General features: G+C 71.9%; 13 protein-coding genes and 1 riboswitch. Of the genes, 8 read left to right on the top strand and 5 right to left on the bottom strand.

All coding sequences use genetic code 11. The annotated features are described in order from the left end of the window. Positions 1-102 precede the first annotated feature (102 nt). The gene (locus ACZ3I4_RS29945; protein WP_465385357.1) at positions 103-2,145 is read left to right on the top strand and encodes an APC family permease; all 2,043 of its coding nucleotides are present in this window, start codon (positions 103-105) and stop codon (positions 2,143-2,145) included. Further along, on the top strand, positions 2,142-3,386 hold the full coding sequence (locus ACZ3I4_RS29950) for a class I SAM-dependent RNA methyltransferase (protein WP_465385358.1): 1,245 nt from the start codon (positions 2,142-2,144) through the stop codon (positions 3,384-3,386). The genes ACZ3I4_RS29945 and ACZ3I4_RS29950 overlap by 4 nt, the downstream gene beginning before the upstream one ends. Positions 3,387-3,463: 77 nt before the next feature. Here the strand turns inward: ACZ3I4_RS29950 and ACZ3I4_RS29955 are convergent, their stop codons facing one another. After that, entirely contained in the window at positions 3,464-4,351 is an 888-nt protein-coding gene (locus tag ACZ3I4_RS29955) for a bifunctional 5,10-methylenetetrahydrofolate dehydrogenase/5,10-methenyltetrahydrofolate cyclohydrolase (RefSeq protein WP_465385359.1), read from the bottom strand. 13 nt (positions 4,352-4,364) lie between these two features. Next, positions 4,365-4,448: riboswitch (ZMP/ZTP riboswitch) on the bottom strand. A 159-nt stretch (positions 4,449-4,607) separates the two neighbouring features. Here ACZ3I4_RS29955 and dxs point away from each other — a divergent pair. From dxs to ACZ3I4_RS29985, 6 genes are all read left to right on the top strand, one after another. Next, the gene (dxs, locus tag ACZ3I4_RS29960; protein WP_465385360.1) at positions 4,608-6,524 is read left to right on the top strand and encodes a 1-deoxy-D-xylulose-5-phosphate synthase; all 1,917 of its coding nucleotides are present in this window, start codon (positions 4,608-4,610) and stop codon (positions 6,522-6,524) included. An 83-nt stretch (positions 6,525-6,607) separates the two neighbouring features. Beyond that, complete coding sequence (locus ACZ3I4_RS29965; protein ID WP_465385361.1) at positions 6,608-7,915, top strand: outer membrane protein assembly factor BamB family protein; 1,308 nt, start codon at positions 6,608-6,610, stop codon at positions 7,913-7,915. 3 nt (positions 7,916-7,918) lie between these two features. Next, on the top strand, positions 7,919-9,280 hold the full coding sequence (locus ACZ3I4_RS29970; RefSeq protein WP_465385362.1) for a PQQ-binding-like beta-propeller repeat protein: 1,362 nt from the start codon (positions 7,919-7,921) through the stop codon (positions 9,278-9,280). Between the two features lie 46 nt (positions 9,281-9,326). Continuing rightward, positions 9,327-10,610, top strand: a complete 1,284-nt coding sequence (locus ACZ3I4_RS29975) for an outer membrane protein assembly factor BamB family protein (protein WP_465385363.1) — start codon at positions 9,327-9,329, stop codon at positions 10,608-10,610. A 68-nt stretch (positions 10,611-10,678) separates the two neighbouring features. Next, positions 10,679-11,353 (top strand): response regulator transcription factor, encoded by a 675-nt coding sequence (locus tag ACZ3I4_RS29980; protein WP_133874990.1) that lies wholly within the window; start codon positions 10,679-10,681, stop codon positions 11,351-11,353. Beyond that, the gene (locus tag ACZ3I4_RS29985) at positions 11,350-12,582 is read left to right on the top strand and encodes a sensor histidine kinase (RefSeq protein WP_465385364.1); all 1,233 of its coding nucleotides are present in this window, start codon (positions 11,350-11,352) and stop codon (positions 12,580-12,582) included. The genes ACZ3I4_RS29980 and ACZ3I4_RS29985 overlap by 4 nt, the downstream gene beginning before the upstream one ends. A 4-nt stretch (positions 12,583-12,586) precedes the next feature. Here ACZ3I4_RS29985 and ACZ3I4_RS29990 read toward each other — a convergent pair whose 3' ends face one another. From ACZ3I4_RS29990 to ACZ3I4_RS30005, 4 genes are all read right to left on the bottom strand, one after another. Continuing rightward, positions 12,587-13,438, bottom strand: a complete 852-nt coding sequence (locus ACZ3I4_RS29990) for a DUF2637 domain-containing protein (protein WP_465385365.1) — start codon at positions 13,436-13,438, stop codon at positions 12,587-12,589. Positions 13,439-13,582: 144 nt separating this feature from the next. Then, the gene (locus ACZ3I4_RS29995; protein WP_465385366.1) at positions 13,583-14,548 is read right to left on the bottom strand and encodes a flagellar basal body-associated FliL family protein; all 966 of its coding nucleotides are present in this window, start codon (positions 14,546-14,548) and stop codon (positions 13,583-13,585) included. Positions 14,549-14,709: 161 nt separating this feature from the next. Beyond that, positions 14,710-16,764: a 3-hydroxyacyl-CoA dehydrogenase NAD-binding domain-containing protein gene (locus ACZ3I4_RS30000; protein ID WP_465385367.1), complete on the bottom strand. Its 2,055-nt coding sequence runs from the start codon at positions 16,762-16,764 to the stop codon at positions 14,710-14,712. Further along, positions 16,761-17,957 (bottom strand): thiolase family protein, encoded by a 1,197-nt coding sequence (locus ACZ3I4_RS30005; protein WP_465385368.1) that lies wholly within the window; start codon positions 17,955-17,957, stop codon positions 16,761-16,763. The genes ACZ3I4_RS30000 and ACZ3I4_RS30005 overlap by 4 nt, the downstream gene beginning before the upstream one ends. Positions 17,958-18,190 lie beyond the last annotated feature (233 nt).

Genomic DNA, 18,190 nt, shown 5'->3' on the forward strand with positions numbered 1-18,190 from the left:
TCCCGCATGGGCGCTACTGGGTGAGAGATTGCCATGCGTCCGCCACGAGCGGCGGCCGGGGCGGGGTAAGGGTCGGAAAAGGCGGCCGTACGCTTGGCACTCGTGGCCAGTCCGACGTCTCTCGCGAAACGGCTCCTGCTGGGCCGGCCGTTTCGATCCGACAAGCTTCAGCACACGCTGTTGCCCAAGCGGATCGCGCTGCCGGTCTTCGCGAGCGACGCCCTGTCGAGCGTGGCCTACGCCCCCGACGAGATCCTGCTGACCCTGTCGATCGCCGGTGCGGGCGCCTTCTGGATCTCGCCCTGGATCACGCTGGCCGTCGCGGTCGTGATGGTCACCGTGGTCGCCAGCTATCGCCAGAACGTGCACGCCTACCCCTCTGGCGGCGGGGACTACGAGGTCGCCACGGTCAACCTCGGCGCGCGGGCCGGCCTGGGCGTGGGCAGCGCCCTGCTGGTCGACTACATCCTCACCGTGGCCGTGTCGACCTCGGCCGGGGTGAACAACCTGGGCTCGGTGGTGCCGTTCGTCGCCGAGCACAAGGTGGCCTTCGCGATCGGCGCGATCACCCTGCTCGCCGCGCTCAACCTGCGCGGGCTGCGCGAGTCGGGCACCGCGTTCGCCGTGCCGACGTACGCGTTCATCGTCGTGATCGTCGGCATGATCCTCGTCGGGTTGTTCCGGGTCTTCGTGCTCGGCGACGACCTGCTGGCGCCCAGTGCCGGCCTGGTCATCACGGCCGAGGAGGACCACCTCACCAGCTTCGGATTCGCCTATCTGCTGCTCCGGACGTTCTCGTCGGGCTGTGCGGCGCTGACCGGCGTCGAGGCCATCTCGAACGGCGTGCCCGCCTTCAAGCCGCCGAAGAGCAAGAACGCCGCCACCACGCTGATGCTGCTGGGCGGCCTCTCGATCATCATGCTGGTCGGCATCGTGCTGCTGGCCCGGGCGACCAAGCTGCAGTACGTCGAGGACCCCACGCTGCAGATCGTCTCGGGGCCGACCAACTATGTGCAGAAGACGGTCACGACCCAGCTGGCCGAGACCATCTTCGGGCAGGGATCGGTCCTGCTCTACGTGGTCGGCGCGGTCACCGCCCTGATCCTGTTCCTGGCCGCGAACACCGCGTTCAACGGCTTCCCGGTGCTCGGCTCGATCCTCGCCCAGGACCGATACCTGCCCCGCCAGCTGCACACCCGCGGCGACCGGCTGGCCTTCAGCAACGGCATCATCTTCCTGGCCATCGCGGCGATGGTGCTGGTGGTGGCGTTCCAGGCCGAGACCACGCGGCTCATCCAGCTCTACATCGTGGGCGTGTTCGTCTCGTTCACGCTGTCGCAGGGCGGCATGATCCGGCACTGGAACCGGCTGCTGCGCATCCAGCGTGATCCCGAGCGGCGACGCCGGATGATCCGCTCGCGGGCGATCAACGCGTTCGGCATGGGGCTGACCGCCGCGGTGCTGATCATCGTGCTGATCACGAAGTTCCTGCTCGGCGCGTGGATCGCCATCGCCGCCATGATCGTCATCTACGGGCTCATGCTGGCCATCCGCAAGCACTACACCCGGGTCGCGCAGGAGCTGCAGCCCACCGAGGAACGGCCCGTGCTGCCCTCCCGCAACCACGCGATCGTGCTGGTCAGCAAGGTGCACATGCCGACCCTGCGGGCGGTGGCGTACGCCCAGGCGACCCGGCCCGACACGCTCACCGCGGTCACGGTCAACGTGGACGACAAGGACACCCGCCAGATCCAGGACGAGTGGGAACGCCGGCAGATCCCGGTGCCGCTGACAGTCGTCGACTCGCCCTACCGCGAGATCACCGGCCCGATCATCGACTTCGTCAAGAGCGTACGGCGGGGGTCGCCGCGCGACGTGGTCACCGTGTTCGTGCCCGAGTACGTGGTCGGCCGCTGGTGGGAGAACCTGCTGCACAACCAGAGCGCGCTGCGCATCAAGGGCCGGCTGCTGTTCGAGCCGGGCGTGATGGTGACCAGCGTGCCGTGGCAGCTGCGCTCCAGCCAGGACCGCGACCTCGACCGGTTCGACCAGAGCCTGACCCGGGTGCCCGCGCGCGGCCCCCGGGTGCGTCCCCCGGCCGAGCCGACGCCGGCGGCCGACGACAACAGTGAGGCCCACTCGTGAACGAACTGCAGGAGGGCGACCTCGTCGAGCTCATCGTGGGCGCCCCGGCGCACGGCGGGCACTGCGTGGCCCGGGTGGGCGGCGAGCACGGCCAGGTCGTCTTCGTCCGGCACACGCTGCCCGGCGAGCGGATCACCGCCGAGATCACCGAGCTGCACAAGGGGTTCGCGCGGGCCGACGCGGTGACCATCCACGAGGCCTCGCCCGACCGGGTCGAGCCGCCGTGCCCGTACGCGCGCCCGGGTCTCTGCGGCGGCTGCGATCTGCAGCACGCGTCGGGGGACGCCCAGCGACGGTGGAAGGCGTCCGTCGTCGAGGAGCAGCTCCGGCGGCTGGCCAAGCTGTCCTGCGACGTACGGGTGGAGGAACTGCCCGGTGGTCTGCTCGGGTGGCGCAGCCGGGTGCGGTACGCCGTCGACGCCGCCGGACGGCCCGGGCTGCTCAAGCACCGCTCGCACGAGGTGGTGGCGATCGACCGGTGCCGGATCGCCCACCCGGCCATCCAGGGACTCGACCTGCTGAAGCTCGAATGGCCGGACGCCGACGCGCTGGAGGCGGTGGCGACCACCGGCGGCGACGTGGCGGTGCTGGCCCGGCCCGCGGGCGGCGGCGGGATGCTGCCGCCGGACGACCCGGCCGAAGGCACCACGCTCGGCGCGGGCGGACGGGTGCGCCTCTCCGGTCCGGCCGAGGTCACCGAGCAGGCGGCCGGTCGCTCGTGGCGGGTGCCGCCCGAGGGCTTCTGGCAGGTGCACCCGGCCGCGGCCGACACGCTGACGGCCACCGTGGTCGAGATGCTGCGCCCGGCCGAGGGCGAGATCACCTGGGACCTGTACGGCGGCGCCGGGCTCTTCGCCGGCGCCATCGCCGAGCGCACCCACGGGCGGACCACCGTGGTCGAATCGTCCCCCGTCGGCGTGGCCGCGGCCCGCGCCAACCTGGCCGGGCGGGCCGAGATCGTCGAGGCCCGGGTCGACGTCGCGCTGTCCCGCCGCCGGATCACCGGCCCGGTCGACCTCGTGGTGCTCGACCCGCCGCGGTCCGGCGCCGGGGCCAAGGTGGTGCGCTCGGTGGTGGCGGCCGGACCCCGCGCGGTGGCCTATGTGGCCTGCGACCCGGCCGCGCTGGCCCGGGACATCGCCACGTTCCGGGAGCTGGGCTGGAAGCTGGTCACTCTGCGGGCCTTCGACTGCTTCCCGATGACCCAGCACGTGGAGTGCGTCGCCCTGCTGGAACCCTGAGCCGACCCTCGGCGAGAAGGTCGAGGCCGGCCACCTGGAGGTGGCCGGCGCGCGCTACGACCTGGACACCGGCCGGGTCACGCTGCTGTGGCGACCGCCCGTTCGGCGGCGGTGATCGCGTTGCGGAACAGCATCGCGACGGTCGTCGGGCCGACCCCGCCCACGCGCGGGGTGATCGCGCCGGCGACCGCGGCGCACTCCTCGGCCACGTCGGGCAGCAGGCGCTTGCCCTCGTAGCGGACACCGGCGCCGATCACCGTCGCGCCCGGGCGGACGTGCCCGGGCTGGATGATGCCGGGCACGCCGGCCGCGGCGATGAGGATCTCGGCCCGCCGGGTGTAGCGCTCCCAATCCGGCACGCCGGTGTGCACCACGGTGACGGCGGCGTTGGCGGTCGGCCGCTTCTGGGCCAGCAGCATGGCCAGCGGGCGGCCCAGCGTGGCGCCGCGGCCGAGGATGACGACCTCGCGGCCGGCGACCGGGATCTCGTAGTGGGCCAGCAGGGCCTCGATGCCGGCAGGGGTGCAGGGCAGCGGACCGGGCAGGCCGACGGCGAGACGGCCCATGTTGAGCGGGTGCATGCCGTCGACGTCCTTGTCGGGGTCGAGCGTCATCAGCGCGGCGTCGTAGTCGAGATGGGCCGGGATCGGATATTGGATCAGCACGCCGTGCACGCTGGTGTCCGCGTTCAGCTCGGCCACCACCTCGAGCAGCTGCTCCTGGGTGATGTCGCCGGGCAGGTGCCGGTGCGGGGAGTCGAAGCCCAGCTCGGCCGCCTGCCGCTGCTTGATGCGGATGTAACCGGCGCTGGCGTCGTCGTCGCCGACGAGCACGGTGGCGAGGCTGGGCGTCACGCCCTGGGCCTTGAGCTTGGCGGCGCGCTCGGAGACGTCGGCGAGGACGGCCTCGGCGACGGGCTTGCCGGGCAGCAGACGGGCAGCTCCAGCTGGCTCAGTAGTAGGCATGGGGCTCCTTCTACACGGGGGCCCAGGCGGTCGACAACCCCGTGACAGGCTTCCCGATGGTCGATCCATCCTCGTGCCGCCAGTCGCGTGCCTACCAGGATGCCTGACCGGCCCCGGGCCGCCCCGGCCGGGTTGTTACTGTGCGGTAGGTCACCGAGGGCGCAGGTCACGGACATGCGTCGGTTGTGTGTAGGACCTCGGGAGGGCCCATCGGCTGAGGATGCATCATGGCGGCACGCCGATAGACTTGCCCCCCATGAGCGAATCCCTCCCCGCCCCGGACGGCATCCTGGCGACAGTCACCGAACCGGGTGACCTGAAGCGCCTCAGCCCCGACCAGCTGACCCTTCTGGCGGCGGAGATTCGCGACTTCCTGGTGGCCAAGGTGTCGCGCACCGGTGGCCACCTCGGCCCCAACCTCGGTGTCGTCGAGACCACGCTGGCCCTGCACCGGGTCTTCGACTCGCCCCGCGACCGGATCCTGTTCGACACCGGTCACCAGTCGTACGTGCACAAGATCGTCACCGGCCGGCAGGACGGCTTCGACCTGCTCCGCCAGCGCGGCGGCCTCACCGGTTATCCGAGCCGGGCCGAGAGCGAGCACGACTTCATCGAGAACTCGCACGCCTCGACCGCGCTGTCGTACGCGGACGGCATGGCCAAGGCGTTCGCGCTGCGCGGGGAGGACCGGCACGTCGTCGCGGTGGTCGGCGACGGCGCGCTCACCGGCGGCATGTGCTGGGAGGCGCTCAACAACATCGCCTCGACCCGGAACCGCCTGGTCATCGTGGTCAACGACAACGGCCGGTCCTACGCGCCGACCATCGGCGGCCTGGCCGACCACCTCTCCACGCTGCGGCTCAACCCCGGCTACGAAAAGGTGCTCGACCTCGTCAAGGACGCGCTGGGCTCGACCCCGTTGGTCGGCAAGCCGGTCTACGAGGTGCTGCACGCGGTCAAGCGCGGCATCAAGGACGCGGTCAGCCCGCAGCCCATGTTCGAGGACCTCGGCATCAAATATCTCGGCCCGGTCGACGGCCACGACGTGCAGGCCATGGAGTCGGCGCTGCGCCGGGCCAAGGGCTTCAACGCGCCGGTCATCGTGCACGCGGTCACCCGCAAGGGCTACGGCTACCGGCCCGCCGAGCAGGACGAGGCCGACTGCCTGCACAGCCCGAGCAGCTTCGACGTCGAGACCGGCAAGTCGCTGGCCGCGTCCAAGCTCAAGTGGACCAACGTCTTCGCCGACGAGCTGGTCAAGATCGCCGACGAGCGCCCCGACGTGGTGGGGATCACCGCGGCCATGGCCGAGCCGACCGGGATCGCGGCGCTGGCCCAGAAATACCCCGATCGGGCGTACGACGTGGGCATCGCCGAGCAGCATGCGGTGACCAGCGCGGCCGGCCTGGCCATGGGCGGCCTGCACCCGGTGGTGGCCGTCTACGCCACCTTCCTCAACCGCGCGTTCGACCAGGTCCTGCTGGATGTGGCCATGCACGAGCTGCCGGTCACGTTCGTGCTCGACCGGGCCGGCATCACCGGTCCCGACGGGCCCAGCCACTACGGCATCTGGGACATGAGCGTCTTCGGCGTCGTGCCCGGCCTGCGGATCGCCGCGCCGCGCGACGAGGCGACCCTGCGCGAGGAACTGCGCGAGGCGCTGGCCGTCGACGACGGCCCGACGATCGTCCGCTTCCCGACCGGCGCCGTGCCGGCCGCGCTGCCCGCCGTGCGCCGCGTCGGCCAGATCGACGTGCTGCGCGAGGACGAGCGCAAGGACGTGCTGGTGGTCGCGGTCGGCTCGTTCGCCGGACTCGGCCTCGAGGTCGCCGACCGGCTGGCCGAGCAGGGCTTCGGGGTCACCGTGGCCGACCCGCGCTGGGTCCGCCCGGTGCCGATCGAGCTGACCGGCCTGGCCGGCCGGCACCGCCTGGTGGTCGCGCTGGAAGACGGCGTCCGGGCCGGCGGCGTGGGCGACGCGCTGGCCAGCGCCCTGCGCGACGCCGGGGTCGAGGTGCCGCTGCGTGACTTCGGCGTGCCGGCCGGCTTCCACCCGCACGGCACCCGGGCCGAGCTGCTGGCCGAGCTGGGTCTGACGGCTCAGGACGTGGCCCGCGAGGTCACCGAGTGGGTGGCCAAGCTCGACGAGCAGCCGGCCGTCCACCGGGTGTGACGCCAAACGCGAGAAAACGGCGATAAGCCCGCGAACCGGGCGGCGAAGGGGCAGTTCCGTTATCTGCTCGTTATTTTTGGAGCATGACGGTTCAGGGCAGCACGGTGGTCATCGAACTGGGCCTGGAACGGGGAGAACCCGATTCCTACGACTCGCCGCAGCGCTCGACGTTCCCGGGCTGGTTCCCGGCCGCGGTCCTCGCCGTCCTCGTGCTGCTCACCGCCGGGGCCTCGGCCGCGCCCTCGAAGCCGCCGTTCACCGAGGTGTTCAGCCTCAAGGTGGGCCCGGCCGACGCGTACGCGCTGACCGAGGACGGCCGGCTGCTGGCACAGAGCTACGGCCTGCTCAGCGCCTACGACCTGGGCGACGGCGAGACGCAGTGGGAGGCCGGCCAGACCGCGCCCGTCTTCCGGCTGCGGCTCGGCTCGGGCCTGGTCCTGATGCGGCCCTGGATCGTCGGCTCGCGCGACCCGGGCACCACCGCCGTCTCGATCGACGACGGCGGCTCCCGGTGGAGCCGGGCCGGGCAGGTCGTCACCATGGCCGGCTCGTCCACCCTGCTCTCGGTCGTGCCGGTGCGCGGCTTCGGCGGCATGAACCGGCGGGTCAACGGGCCGGTCGACGCCATCGACCCGGAGACCGGCCGCACCCTCTGGACGGTCAACGTGCCGTCGACCGCCACGCTCGTCGCGCTGCCCGGGGCCGCGGACTCCGGCACCCGAATGCTGCTCGTGCACGACGACCGGACCATGGCCGTGCACGACCTGGTGACCGGCGAGCGGCTGGTGACGACCAGCGTGCCGGGCGCGGACTACGACCAGGACAACCCGGTGGTGGTCAACGGGACGATCCTGCTGCGGCACCCGGGGCGGCCCGGCATGGAGTTCTCCGCGTACGACCCGCTGACCCTGCGCAACCTGTGGTCCCAGCCCGCCGACGGGGCGTACGGGATCGTGACCTGCGGCATCCTGGCCTGCCTGACCGGTCCCGACGGTCTGCGCGCGATCGACCCCGCCACCGGCGACACCGTCTGGACCAGGGCCGACTGGCGGGGCATCCAGCAGTTCGGCGAGCAGTTCGTCGCGTACGGCTCGGCCGAGAACACCAAGCCGCTCGGCCTGATCGACCCCGGCACCGGAAACCTCGAGGTCGACCTCTCCGGCTGGCGCCCGGTCACCGGAACGGTCAGCGAACACCACCTGCTGGTCACCCGGACCACGGAACCCGGAGGCCGTACGATGGTCGCCGTTGCCCAGCCGGGCGAGAGCCGACCGCGGCTGCTCGGGGCGTTGCCGCCCGGCACGGGCGACTGCCAGGCGGCGAACGAGCGCCTGGTCTGCCGCTCGATGTACGGCCGGCTCGTGATCTGGGCGTACGGCCAGAAGGGGTAACCGTTGGCGTTGATCGAGCTGGACCTGACCGCCCGGCCCGACCAGACGCCCACCCCGCCCCCGCCCGCACACCGCTACCGCATGCCCGGCCTGCTGCTGGCCGCCGTGCTGGTGCTGGCCGCCGGGGGCGCCGCTCCCGCCCTGCCGGTGCTCTGGCGCTACCTCGGCGCCGTGCCCGCGCCCGGCGGCCCGGAAGCGCCGTTCCAGCTCTCCGGCGGCCGCGTCTTCACGGTGGCCGCCGCGGCCAGGGAACGCGTCATCACGGCCTGGAGCCTTGACCGGGCGCCGCGCAAGCTGTGGACGGCGAACGTCCCGGTGCGGGTCTCCGGGCCCGACGAGGTCAGCTGGGGCGGGGTGAACGCCGAGCAGGCGGGCGACGTGGTGCTGTTCGGCGACGGGCCGGACACGACGATCGCCGACGCCGGAACCGGGGCGATCCGATGGAGATCGCCGGTGGCCGTCACGCCGTTGCCGGGCGGCCGGATCGGCGTCATACAGGAGCACGACTTCCGTCCGGACACCGTTTACGACCAGGCCTCCGGCGAACCGGGCATGCTGTACTTCTCGTCCACCGGCGAGCCGCACACCGAGCCGCCGCTGCGCACCCACCTGCGCGGCGTCGACCTGGCCGACGGACGGGTGCGGTGGACGCTGACCGTGCCCGGCTCGGTCAACGTGGCGGTGCCGCCCGGCGACGAGGCGGCCGCCCTGCTGCTCTCCTCCGACCGGCTGCGCCGCCTCGACGGCGCGACCGGTGAGGTCGTCGAGAGCCGGTCGCTGCCGAACGTCGGCGGCGTCGGCCCGGCCACCGGCGAGCTGATCGACGGTCTGATGATGGTCTACTACGGCCGTCGCGGGGTCGTCTCGCGGGAGGTCGCGTACGACCCCGGGACCCTGGAACGGCGCTGGCAGCGGGCCGTGCCGACGACGATGCTGGACCCGGCCAACTGCACCGGGATGCACTGCTCGGGCGGCCGCGCGGCCCTCGACGTGCTCGATCCGGGCACGGGCCGGGTCCGCTGGCGGGCGCCCGGCGACGTCGACCTGGCCAAGTACGGCGGTTACGTGATCGAGGTGGGCATCGAGTCGGGCCTGCCGGTGCGGCTCGTCGACCCGGCCACCGGCGTCACCCGCGTCGACCTGGCCGGCTGGCGGGCCGAGGTGGTCGGTCAGGCCGGGCAGCCCATCGTGCTGCGGCGCAGCCTCGACGCCGGGGCGAGCGCGTTCGGCGTGGTGCTGGCCGCCCGCGACGAGATCCAGCCGCTCGGGGTGACCGGCGGACCGGTCAGCGACTGCACCTCCGACGCGCGGCACGTGGTCTGCCGCACCGACGGCGGCCTGCGAATCTGGGCCTATCGGGCCTGACCTGTTCCGAAGGTGACCGGCGGCGCACAATGAGTGGGGGTGCGCCGTGGCCAACGGACTCATCGAACTCGGCGAGATGCCCCGCGAGGCACCCGCCGCCGGCGAGATGGACCGGCTGGTGCCGCGCCGGGCTCTGCTGGCCCTGCTGTCGCTCGTCGTGATCGCGGTGACCGCGGCCGCCGCCCCGTTCCCGGTCGTCCAACGGCCCGTCCTCGTACCGGCCCGCCTCGGCGACACCATGTTCCTCGACGAGCACCGGATGATGCTGGTCAGCGGTTCGGCCACGCTGGTCGCGCAGGTGAGCCACCGGACCGTGCGCACGTACGCCCTGCCCGGCGCGCAACTGCTCAGCACGACCACGGTCACCGTCTCGGGCGGCATCAACCAGGTGCTGCTGGCCGGCGAGACGGTGGTGGTGTCGTATCAGGTCGACGCGAGCGGCACCTGGGCCACGGTGGCGGTGGCCGAGGGCACCGAGCAGACCCGCTGGCGGCGTACGGCCCGGCTGATCGCGGTCTCCGAGGCCGACGGGCAGGTGCTGCTGGGCACGGACGAGGCGGTGTACGCCCTCGACCTGCGCACCGGGAGAACCCGCTGGACGCTGCCGCGGCCCCCGGACGGCTACATCGCCGAGACCGGCTGGGACGGCGACTATCCGCGCTGGCTGGTGCTGCTCACCGACTCGGGACGGCTGGAGAGCCGCGACCCGCACACCGGCGCGCTGCTCGCCACCCGGACGATCCCGCCCCGGCCCGGCCGCGTCAACGGGCTGATCTGGCCGGTCGACGACCTGGTGATGGCCGACGACGGCTCGCCCGGGTTCGCCGCGTACCGGCTGCCCGGCCTGGCCCCGCTCTGGCACACCGGCGCCGACCTGTCCGGAAGCTGGATGCAGGCCGCCTGCGGGCACCTGATCTGCACGTTCCGCCAGCAGCGCGGGCTCACGGCGATCGACCCGGACAACGGCCGGCAGCTGTGGGAGAACGCCGATTGGGCGTACGCCGAGCCGGTGGGCCGGTTCCTGCTGGCCACCCGGGCCGAGCGCGGCGTGGACGACCCCGGCCTGTGGGTGATCGACCCGGAGACGGGCCGGGCGCTGGGCAACTTCGGCCGGTGGGAACTGCTCGCCCGGGCCGACCACGGACGCTTCTACGCCAAGCTCGACGTGCAGGGCGAATACCTGGTGCACTACGGCCTGCTCGACCCGGCCACGCTCTCGGTGCGCCTGCTCGGCACGGCCGCCGACGTGTCCAACAGCTGCCAGGCCACGGCCGGTCTGCTGATCTGCCGGCTCATCGACGCCTCGGTCGCCATGTGGCCCCTTCGGTAGCCTTCTGCTTACAGCCTCTTCACACCTGGTCGGCGAGGCTGGGCCCGGCGGTTCGACGGAGGTCTGCGGTGCGTGTGCTGGTAGTGGAAGACGAGCGGAACCTCTGCGACGCGATCGCCCGGGGCCTGCGGCGCAAGGGCATGGCGGTCGACGTCGCCTACGACGGCCTGCAGGGCCACGAGATGGCCTACGTGACCCGCTACGACGTGGTTGTGCTCGACCGCGACCTGCCCGGCATGCACGGCGACGAGATCTGCGCGGCCCTGGTCGAGTCGGGCGCGCTGACCCGCGTGCTCATGCTCACGGCCAGCGGCACGGTCGCCGACCGGGTCGAGGGCCTCCAGCTGGGCGCCGACGACTACCTGGCCAAGCCGTTCGCCTTCGAGGAACTGGTCGCCCGGGTGCAGGCGCTGGGCCGGCGGGCCACCCCGGCCGCCCCGCCCGTGCTCACGGTGGGCAACCTGGTGCTCGACCAGACCCGCCGGGTCGTCACCCGCGGCGGCACCCCGATCGAGCTCACCAACAAGGAGTTCGGCGTGCTGGAAGAGCTGCTCAAGGCGCGCGGCGGGGTGGTGTCGAGCGAGGAGCTGCTGGAACGGGTGTGGGACGCCAACACCGATCCGTTCACCACGACCGTACGGGTGACGGTCATGACGCTGCGTAAGAAAGTGGGCGATCCGCCGCTGATCGAGACCGTGGTCGGCGCGGGCTATCGGGTGCCCGAACCGGTCGTTCTCTCATGACGGTCTATCTCGGCCGCAACAAGCGCGGGCCCGGCTTCACCCTGCGGCCCACGCTGCGCCTGCGGCTGACCCTGCTCAACGGCATCCTGCTGGTCGGCGCGGGGGTGATCCTCGTCCTGCTGGCCTGGCTGCTGGTCGGCGAGGTGATGCACCCGGGCGTGGGCCTGCAGCCGGGCTCGGTGGTCACGCTCACCGACGGGCGTACGGTCGAGGCGGTCCAGTGGCAGGAAGCGCTGATCGACCAGGCCGCGCGCGAGATGCTGATCAAGGGCCTGGTGGCGCTGTTCCTGATCGGCCTCATCGGCATTGCCGGGGCGTACGCGGTGGCCGGCCGGGCCCTGCGCCCGCTGCACACCGTCACCCAGACCGCCCGGCGCCTCGGTGAGGAGACGCTCGACCAGCGCATCCGCTACTCCGGCGCCGACGACGAGGTGGCCGAGCTGGCCCGCACGTTCGACGCGATGCTCGACCGGCTGGCCGGCGCGTTCGAGTCGCAGAAGCGGTTCGTCGCCAACGCCTCGCACGAGCTGCGCACCCCGCTGGCCGTGATGCGCACCGAGATCGACGTGACGCTGAGCGACGACGAGGCCGACGTGGCCGAGTACCGCCGCATGGCCAAGGTCGTGCGCAACGCGTCCGAGCGGGCCAACGGGCTGGTCGACGCGCTGCTCGTGCTGGCCCGGTCGGAGGCCCAGTCGGGCCGGCGGCTGGTGCGCAAGGTGCCGGCCGACATGTCGTTGAGCGTGACGAACGCGTTGTCGGCGGTGAAGGCCGAGGCCGAGCGGCTCAAGCTCGACGTGACGACCGACCTCCAGCCCGCGCCGGTGGTGGGGGATCCGTCGCTGCTCGACCGGCTGGCCGGCAACCTGATCGAGAACGCGATCCGCTACAACCACCTGCTGGGCCGGTTGTGGCTGCGCACCGAGACGGTCAACGGGCAGGCCAAGCTGGTCGTCGGCAACACCGGCTACGAGGTCGAGCCCGGCGATGTGCCGGGGTTGTTCGAGCCGTTCCGTCGCGGGGGCTGGGAGCGTACGGGGTCGCGGGGGTCCGGTCTGGGACTGTCGATCGTGCGGGCGGTCTGTGATGCGCACGGCGGGACGGTCTCGGCGGTGGCCCAGGCCGGCGGAGGGCTCGAGGTGACGGTGTCGCTGCCGACGGCCGACGCGACACCCGTGGTGGCCGCGTCGGCTGCGGTGCCGCGGGCCAAGGGACTGGGGATCGCCTAGCAGGTCAGGCGGCCTCGCGCCGGATCGAGCGCCACCGGGACGGGCTGATGCCCAGCTCGGCGGCGATCTCGGTCTCGGTGATGTCGGGGCGGGCGGCCTTGATCCGGGCGGCCAGGGCGACCGTCTCGGCGGGGGAGCGGCGGGGCTTTGCGGCCTGGTCGGCGGTGCTCGCCGTGACCACGGGGCCGGCCGGCGTCCGCTGGGCGGGGACGGCCCGGGCGGGCTGGGGCGTGCTGCTTCTTGGGCCCGGCTGGGGCAGGGCGGCTGCGACCTCGGCCAGGGCGGCGGCCGTGGCCGGGCCGAGCGGGCCCGAGGGCGTCCGGGCCGGGCCGTTGACGCGGGCCTGCGCGGCGGCCAGCGGGCTCGGGATCAGGCCGGGAACCGGCGCCGACGGAAACTCGACGGGCGCGGGCGCGGGGCCGGCAACCGGCGCCGGCTGCGCCACGGGGAACTCGGCCTTCTCCAGCGTGGAGATGCGACCGCCCAGCTCGACCAGGCAGATGCTGGCCACGACGATCAACCCGTCGACCGAGAGCGGCAGCAGATAGGGCGACGCCCCGGTCTCGCCGTAGCGGGCGGCCACCCCGACCATGTGCCAGTACGAGACCCAGGCCGCGATCCCCGCGATGATCGCCGTGGACACCAGGCGCAGGACGGCCAGGTAGCGCCGGTGCACCGGCACGCGAGAGATCAGCTCGACGGTGAGCAGCAGGGCCAGCGGCGGCCAGGCGGCGATGGCCTGGCTGATCGGGTTGTCCAGGGCGTGCAGGACGTTGGCGACCACCGATGCGGCCACGCCGAGCAGCAGCGTTGCTCGCACGGCCCACCGGACGCGACGCAGTTGCTCCAGCACCACCGAAATCTCCTCAGGACGGGTATCGGCCCACCATCCTGAACGCCGATGGTTACGCGAACGCCTCCGGGGCGGAACCGTGACCGGTCCGTTCCGGAGGCGATGCGACTATGTGATCGTGGCGACCGGCGTGTCGCCTTGACCGGGTCAGCTCTTCTTTTCGACCTGGGCCCGCAGCTTGGGGAACTCGGCCTTGGCGCTGCTCACCGACTTGTAGTACCAGATGAACATACCGACGCTGCCCTCGTCGGCCCACGTGCAGATGGCCATGTCGATGTTCGAGGTCTCGGAGCTGCCGCACTTCGCGGCCCCGCCGAGCGCCCCGACCGGCGCGTTCGTGATGTTATCGATCTTGAGCCCGCCGATGCCGGCGCCGTAGAAGGTCTGCTCGAGCTCGGTCTTGGGGTTGCTGATCGGCGCCTCGGCCGCGGCCACGATGACGATGTCCTGATCCGCGACGTCGCCGTAGAGCGCGCCCACCGAGTTCGTCGCGCCCGGCACCGAGGCCAGGCCGCTCTTGAGCTGGTTGGCGATCGCCACGAACTGGGCCGAGGTCAGCTTTTTGCGGCCGCCCAGCGTGGCCGGCTCGGCGATCGTGACGTTGGCCGTCGGCGGCTCGGTCGTCGGGTCCGCGGTGGGATCGGCCGGGGCCGTCGTCGGTGCGGTCGTGCTGACGTCGTTGATCGCGCTGTCGAGATCGTCGGCCTTGTCCTTGCCGATCATGTAGAGCGCGGTGACGCCGCCCACGCAGAGCACGAGGACGATCGCGACCGAGATCAGGACGATCGGCAGCACCCTCGACTTCTTGGGCGCCTGCGGCGGCGGGAAGCCACCGGCGGGCTGACCGTAGGGCGGCGGCTGCTGCCCATATTCAGGCTGGCCGTAGGGCGGCGGCTGCTGACCGTACTGCGGCGGCGGCTCCTGGCCGTACTGCGGCTGCCCGTACGTCGGCTGGCCGTAGTCGGGCTGCCCCGACGACGGGTACGGCGTGGTCGGCGGGTAGTTCGGTGGCTGATAGGGCGGCTGCCCCGGGTACGGCGGCTGACCCTGGTTCGGCTGGCCGGAAGACGGCTCGCCGGGGTACGGCTGGCCGGGATACGGGGGCTGCGACATCAAGCGCTCCATCAATCGGGTACCGCGCGAGCCTATCGGCATGGCGCGAACACGCACGTCAACCGTTCTGGGTGGCGGGACGGTCCATGTGGGCAAAAGGGTGTGAACGCGACGACGCCCCGCACCTGTGGGGTGCGGGGCGTCGTGAATTCGACTTTTCGTCAGGCGGGCAGACCGGCCACGCCCGGCGGGAGGAACCGCTTGCCGGTCACCCGCTCCGAGGTGCCGCTGCGGTCCAGATACGGCGTCACGCCACCGAGGTGGAACGGGTAACCCGCGCCGAGGATCATGCACAGGTCGATGTCCTGGGCCTCCGCCACCACGCCCTCGTCGAGCATGATGCGGATCTCCTCGGCCAGGGCGTCCAGCGCCTTCTGGCGTACCTCGTCGGCGGTCAGCGGCGCCGTCCCGCCGGCCACCAGCTTGGCCACCTCGGGGTTGATCTCGTCGTCGACCATGACGGGCAGGCCGGCGTCGACGATCTTCTTGAGGTTCTCCGACTCGGCGAACCGGTCGGGGAAGGCCCGGTGCAGGGTCTCGCCCACGTGGTAGGCCACCGCCGGACCGACCAGCTGCAGCAGCGCGATCGGGCGCATCGGCAGCCCCAGCGGGTCCATCGCCTCGTTCACCACGTCGAGCGGGGTGCCGGCGTCGATGGCCTGGAAGATCTCGCTGGTGACCCGGGTCAGCAGCCGGTTGACCACGAACGCCGGGGCGTCCTTGACCAGCACCGACGACTTCTTCAGCTCCTTGCCGACCGCGAACGCCGTGGCCAGCGTGGCGTCATCGGTCTTCTCGCCCTTGATGATCTCGAGGAGCGGCAGCACGGCGACCGGGTTGAAGAAGTGGAAGCCGACGACCCGCTCGGGGTGCTCGAGGTCGGCCGCCATCGCCGACACCGACAGCGAGCTGGTGTTGGTCGCGAGCACGGCCTCGGGCGTGACGATCTTTTCGATCTCGGCCCAGATCTGCTTCTTGAGGTCGAGGTTCTCGAACACCGCCTCGATCACGAAGTCGGCGTCGGCGAACACCGACTTGTCGACCGAGCCGCTGACCAGGCCGCGCAGCCGGGCCGCGGTGCCCTCGTCGAGGCGGCGCTTGGCCACCAGCTTGTCGATCTGGTCGGTCACGTAGGCCACGCCCTTGTCGACGCGGGCCTGGTCGATGTCGGTCAGCACGACCGGCACCTGCAGGCGGCGCGCGAACAGCAGCGCCAGCTGCGACGCCATCAGACCGGCGCCGACGATGCCGACCTTGGTGACCTTGCGGGCGAGCTCCTTGCCGGGCACGCCGACCGGGCGCTTGGCCCGCCGCTGCACCAGGTCGAACGCGTACAGGCTGGCCCGGGACTCGTCGCCCATGATCAGATCGGCCAGAACCTGCGTCTCGGCCGCGGTGCCATCCTCGAACGACGCATCCTTGGCCAGGGCCAGCAGCTCGAGGGCCTTGTTGGCGCTCGGGACCGCGCCGTGCAGCTTCTCGTCGAGCTGCTGCTTGGCGAAGAAGAGCACGCCCTCCCACATGTCCTTGTCGACCTCGGGGCGCTGCACGGTCAGCTCACCGTCGACCACGGCGGCCGCCCACTCCAGCGAGCGCTCGAGGAAGTCGGCCGGCTCGAACAGCTGGTCGGCCACGCCCAGCTCGACCGCCTGCTTGGGCCGCAGCACCTTCTGGGTGAGCGGGTTCTGCAGGATGATCTGGGCCGCGCCCGGCACGCCGATCAGGTTGGGCAGCAGCTGGCTGCCGCCCCACCCGGGCACCAGGCCGATCGCGACCTCGGGCAGGCCGAGCGCCGCGGCACCGCCGGAGACCGTGCGGTAGTGGCAGTGCAGTGCCACCTCGAGGCCGCCGCCGAGAGCCGCGCCGTTGATGAAGGCGAAGGTCGGGATCTTCGAGTTCTTGAGACGCGCGAAGACGCGGTGGCCCAGCTCGCCCAGCTCGACCGCCTGCTCGCGGGAGGTCAGGAACGGGATGCCGGTGATGTCGGCGCCGACACAGAAGATGTACGGCTTGCCGGTGATGGCGATGAAGGCCGGCTTGGCCTCCGTGGCCACCGTGATCGCCTCGTCCAGCGACCGGAGCCCGGCCGGGCCGAAGCTGTTCGGCTTCTTGTGGTCGAACCCGTTGTCCAGCGTGATCAGCGCGGCCTTGGCCGCCCCGGCCTGGACGAAGCGGACGAGCGCCTTGGTGACGACCTCATTGGGGTGCTCGATCACTTGTCAGCTCCGTCCCAGTTGGGGTTTTCCCAGATCACGGTGCCGCCCATGCCGATGCCGATGCACATGGCGGTGAGGCCGTAACGGACCTCGGGGTGCTCGGCGAAGTGCCGCGCGAGCTGCGTCATCAGGCGGACGCCGGAGGACGCGAGCGGGTGGCCGATCGCGATCGCGCCGCCCCACGGGTTGACCCGCGGGTCGTCGTCGGCGATGCCGTAGTGGTCGAGGAACGCCAGCACCTGGATCGCGAACGCCTCGTTCAGCTCGAACAGGCCGATGTCGTCGATCGTGAGCCCGGCCTTCTTGAGCGCCTTCTCCGTCGACGGGATCGGGCCGTAACCCATGATCTCGGGCTCGACGCCGACGAACCCGTACGAGACCATCCGCATGGCGATCGGCAGGCCCAGCTCGCGGGCCGTCTCCTCGCTCGCCAGCAGCGCCGCCGTGGCCCCGTCGTTGAGACCGGCCGCGTTGCCCGCGGTGACCCGGCCGTGCGGGCGGAACGGGGTCTTGAGCGTGGCCAGCTTCTCCATCGACGTCTCGCGCGGCGCCTCGTCGGCCGTGGCCAGGCCCCAGCCCTCGTCGGCGCTGCGCAGGGCGACCGGCACCAGGTCGGGCTGCAGCTTGCCGTCGGCGTACGCCTTCGCGGTCTTGAGCTGCGAGTTCAGCCCGTACCGGTCGGTGCGCTCCTTGGTGATGCCGGGCAGGCGGTCGTGCAGGTTCTCCGCCGTCGAGCCCATCACCAGCGCGGACGGGTCGACCAGCTTCTCGGCCAGGATGCGCGGGTTGGGGTCGACGCCCTCACCCATCGGGTGCCGGCCCATGTGCTCGACACCGCCCGCGATCGCCACGTCGTAGGCGCCCATCGCGATGCCGCCGGCCACGTTGGTCACCGCGGTCATCGCGCCCGCGCACATGCGGTCGATCGCGTAGCCCGGGACGGTCTTGGGCAGGCCCGACAGCAGGGCGGCGGTGCGGCCGATGGTCAGGCCCTGATCGCCGATCTGGGTGGTGGCCGCGATCGCGACCTCGTCGACCCGGTCGGGCGGAAGCTGGGGATTACGGCGCATCAGCTCGCGGATGCAGCGGATGACCAGGTCGTCGGCGCGGGTCTCGGCATACATGCCGCCCGCCTTGCCGAACGGGGTGCGGACGCCGTCGACGAAGACGACCTCGCGTACTTCACGGGGCACAGGGACCTCCAATGGCGGTGGTAAGCAGATGCTACTCGTCAGTAACTAGTGGGTGCCACCGGCTCCAGCAAACTTCACAGTTGGCCTTTCAAGATCAAAGGCTGGATGTCGTAGCGGGGTGGGTGGTGACGGACCGTCGCTCATTGGTGGACCCTTGTTGTTGCCCGGCCCGTCAGGGCTGGGTGGCATCTGGGCCGTCGGGTCACCGCCCACCGTTGCTGGCCCCGTTTGGT

It is taken from the genome of Actinoplanes sp. NPDC021490 (assembly GCF_055562135.1).

Excerpts from the sequence above, each read along its gene's own strand:
- ACZ3I4_RS29955 (WP_465385359.1), bottom strand. The coding sequence starts at position 4,351 with ATGCCTACTACTGAGCCAGCTGGAGCTGCCCGTCTGCTGCCCGGCAAG.
- dxs (WP_465385360.1), top strand. The coding sequence starts at position 4,608 with ATGAGCGAATCCCTCCCCGCCCCGGACGGCATCCTGGCGACAGTCACC.
- ACZ3I4_RS29965 (WP_465385361.1), top strand. The coding sequence starts at position 6,608 with ATGACGGTTCAGGGCAGCACGGTGGTCATCGAACTGGGCCTGGAACGG.
- ACZ3I4_RS29985 (WP_465385364.1), top strand. The coding sequence starts at position 11,350 with ATGACGGTCTATCTCGGCCGCAACAAGCGCGGGCCCGGCTTCACCCTG.
- ACZ3I4_RS29995 (WP_465385366.1), bottom strand. The coding sequence starts at position 14,548 with ATGTCGCAGCCCCCGTATCCCGGCCAGCCGTACCCCGGCGAGCCGTCT.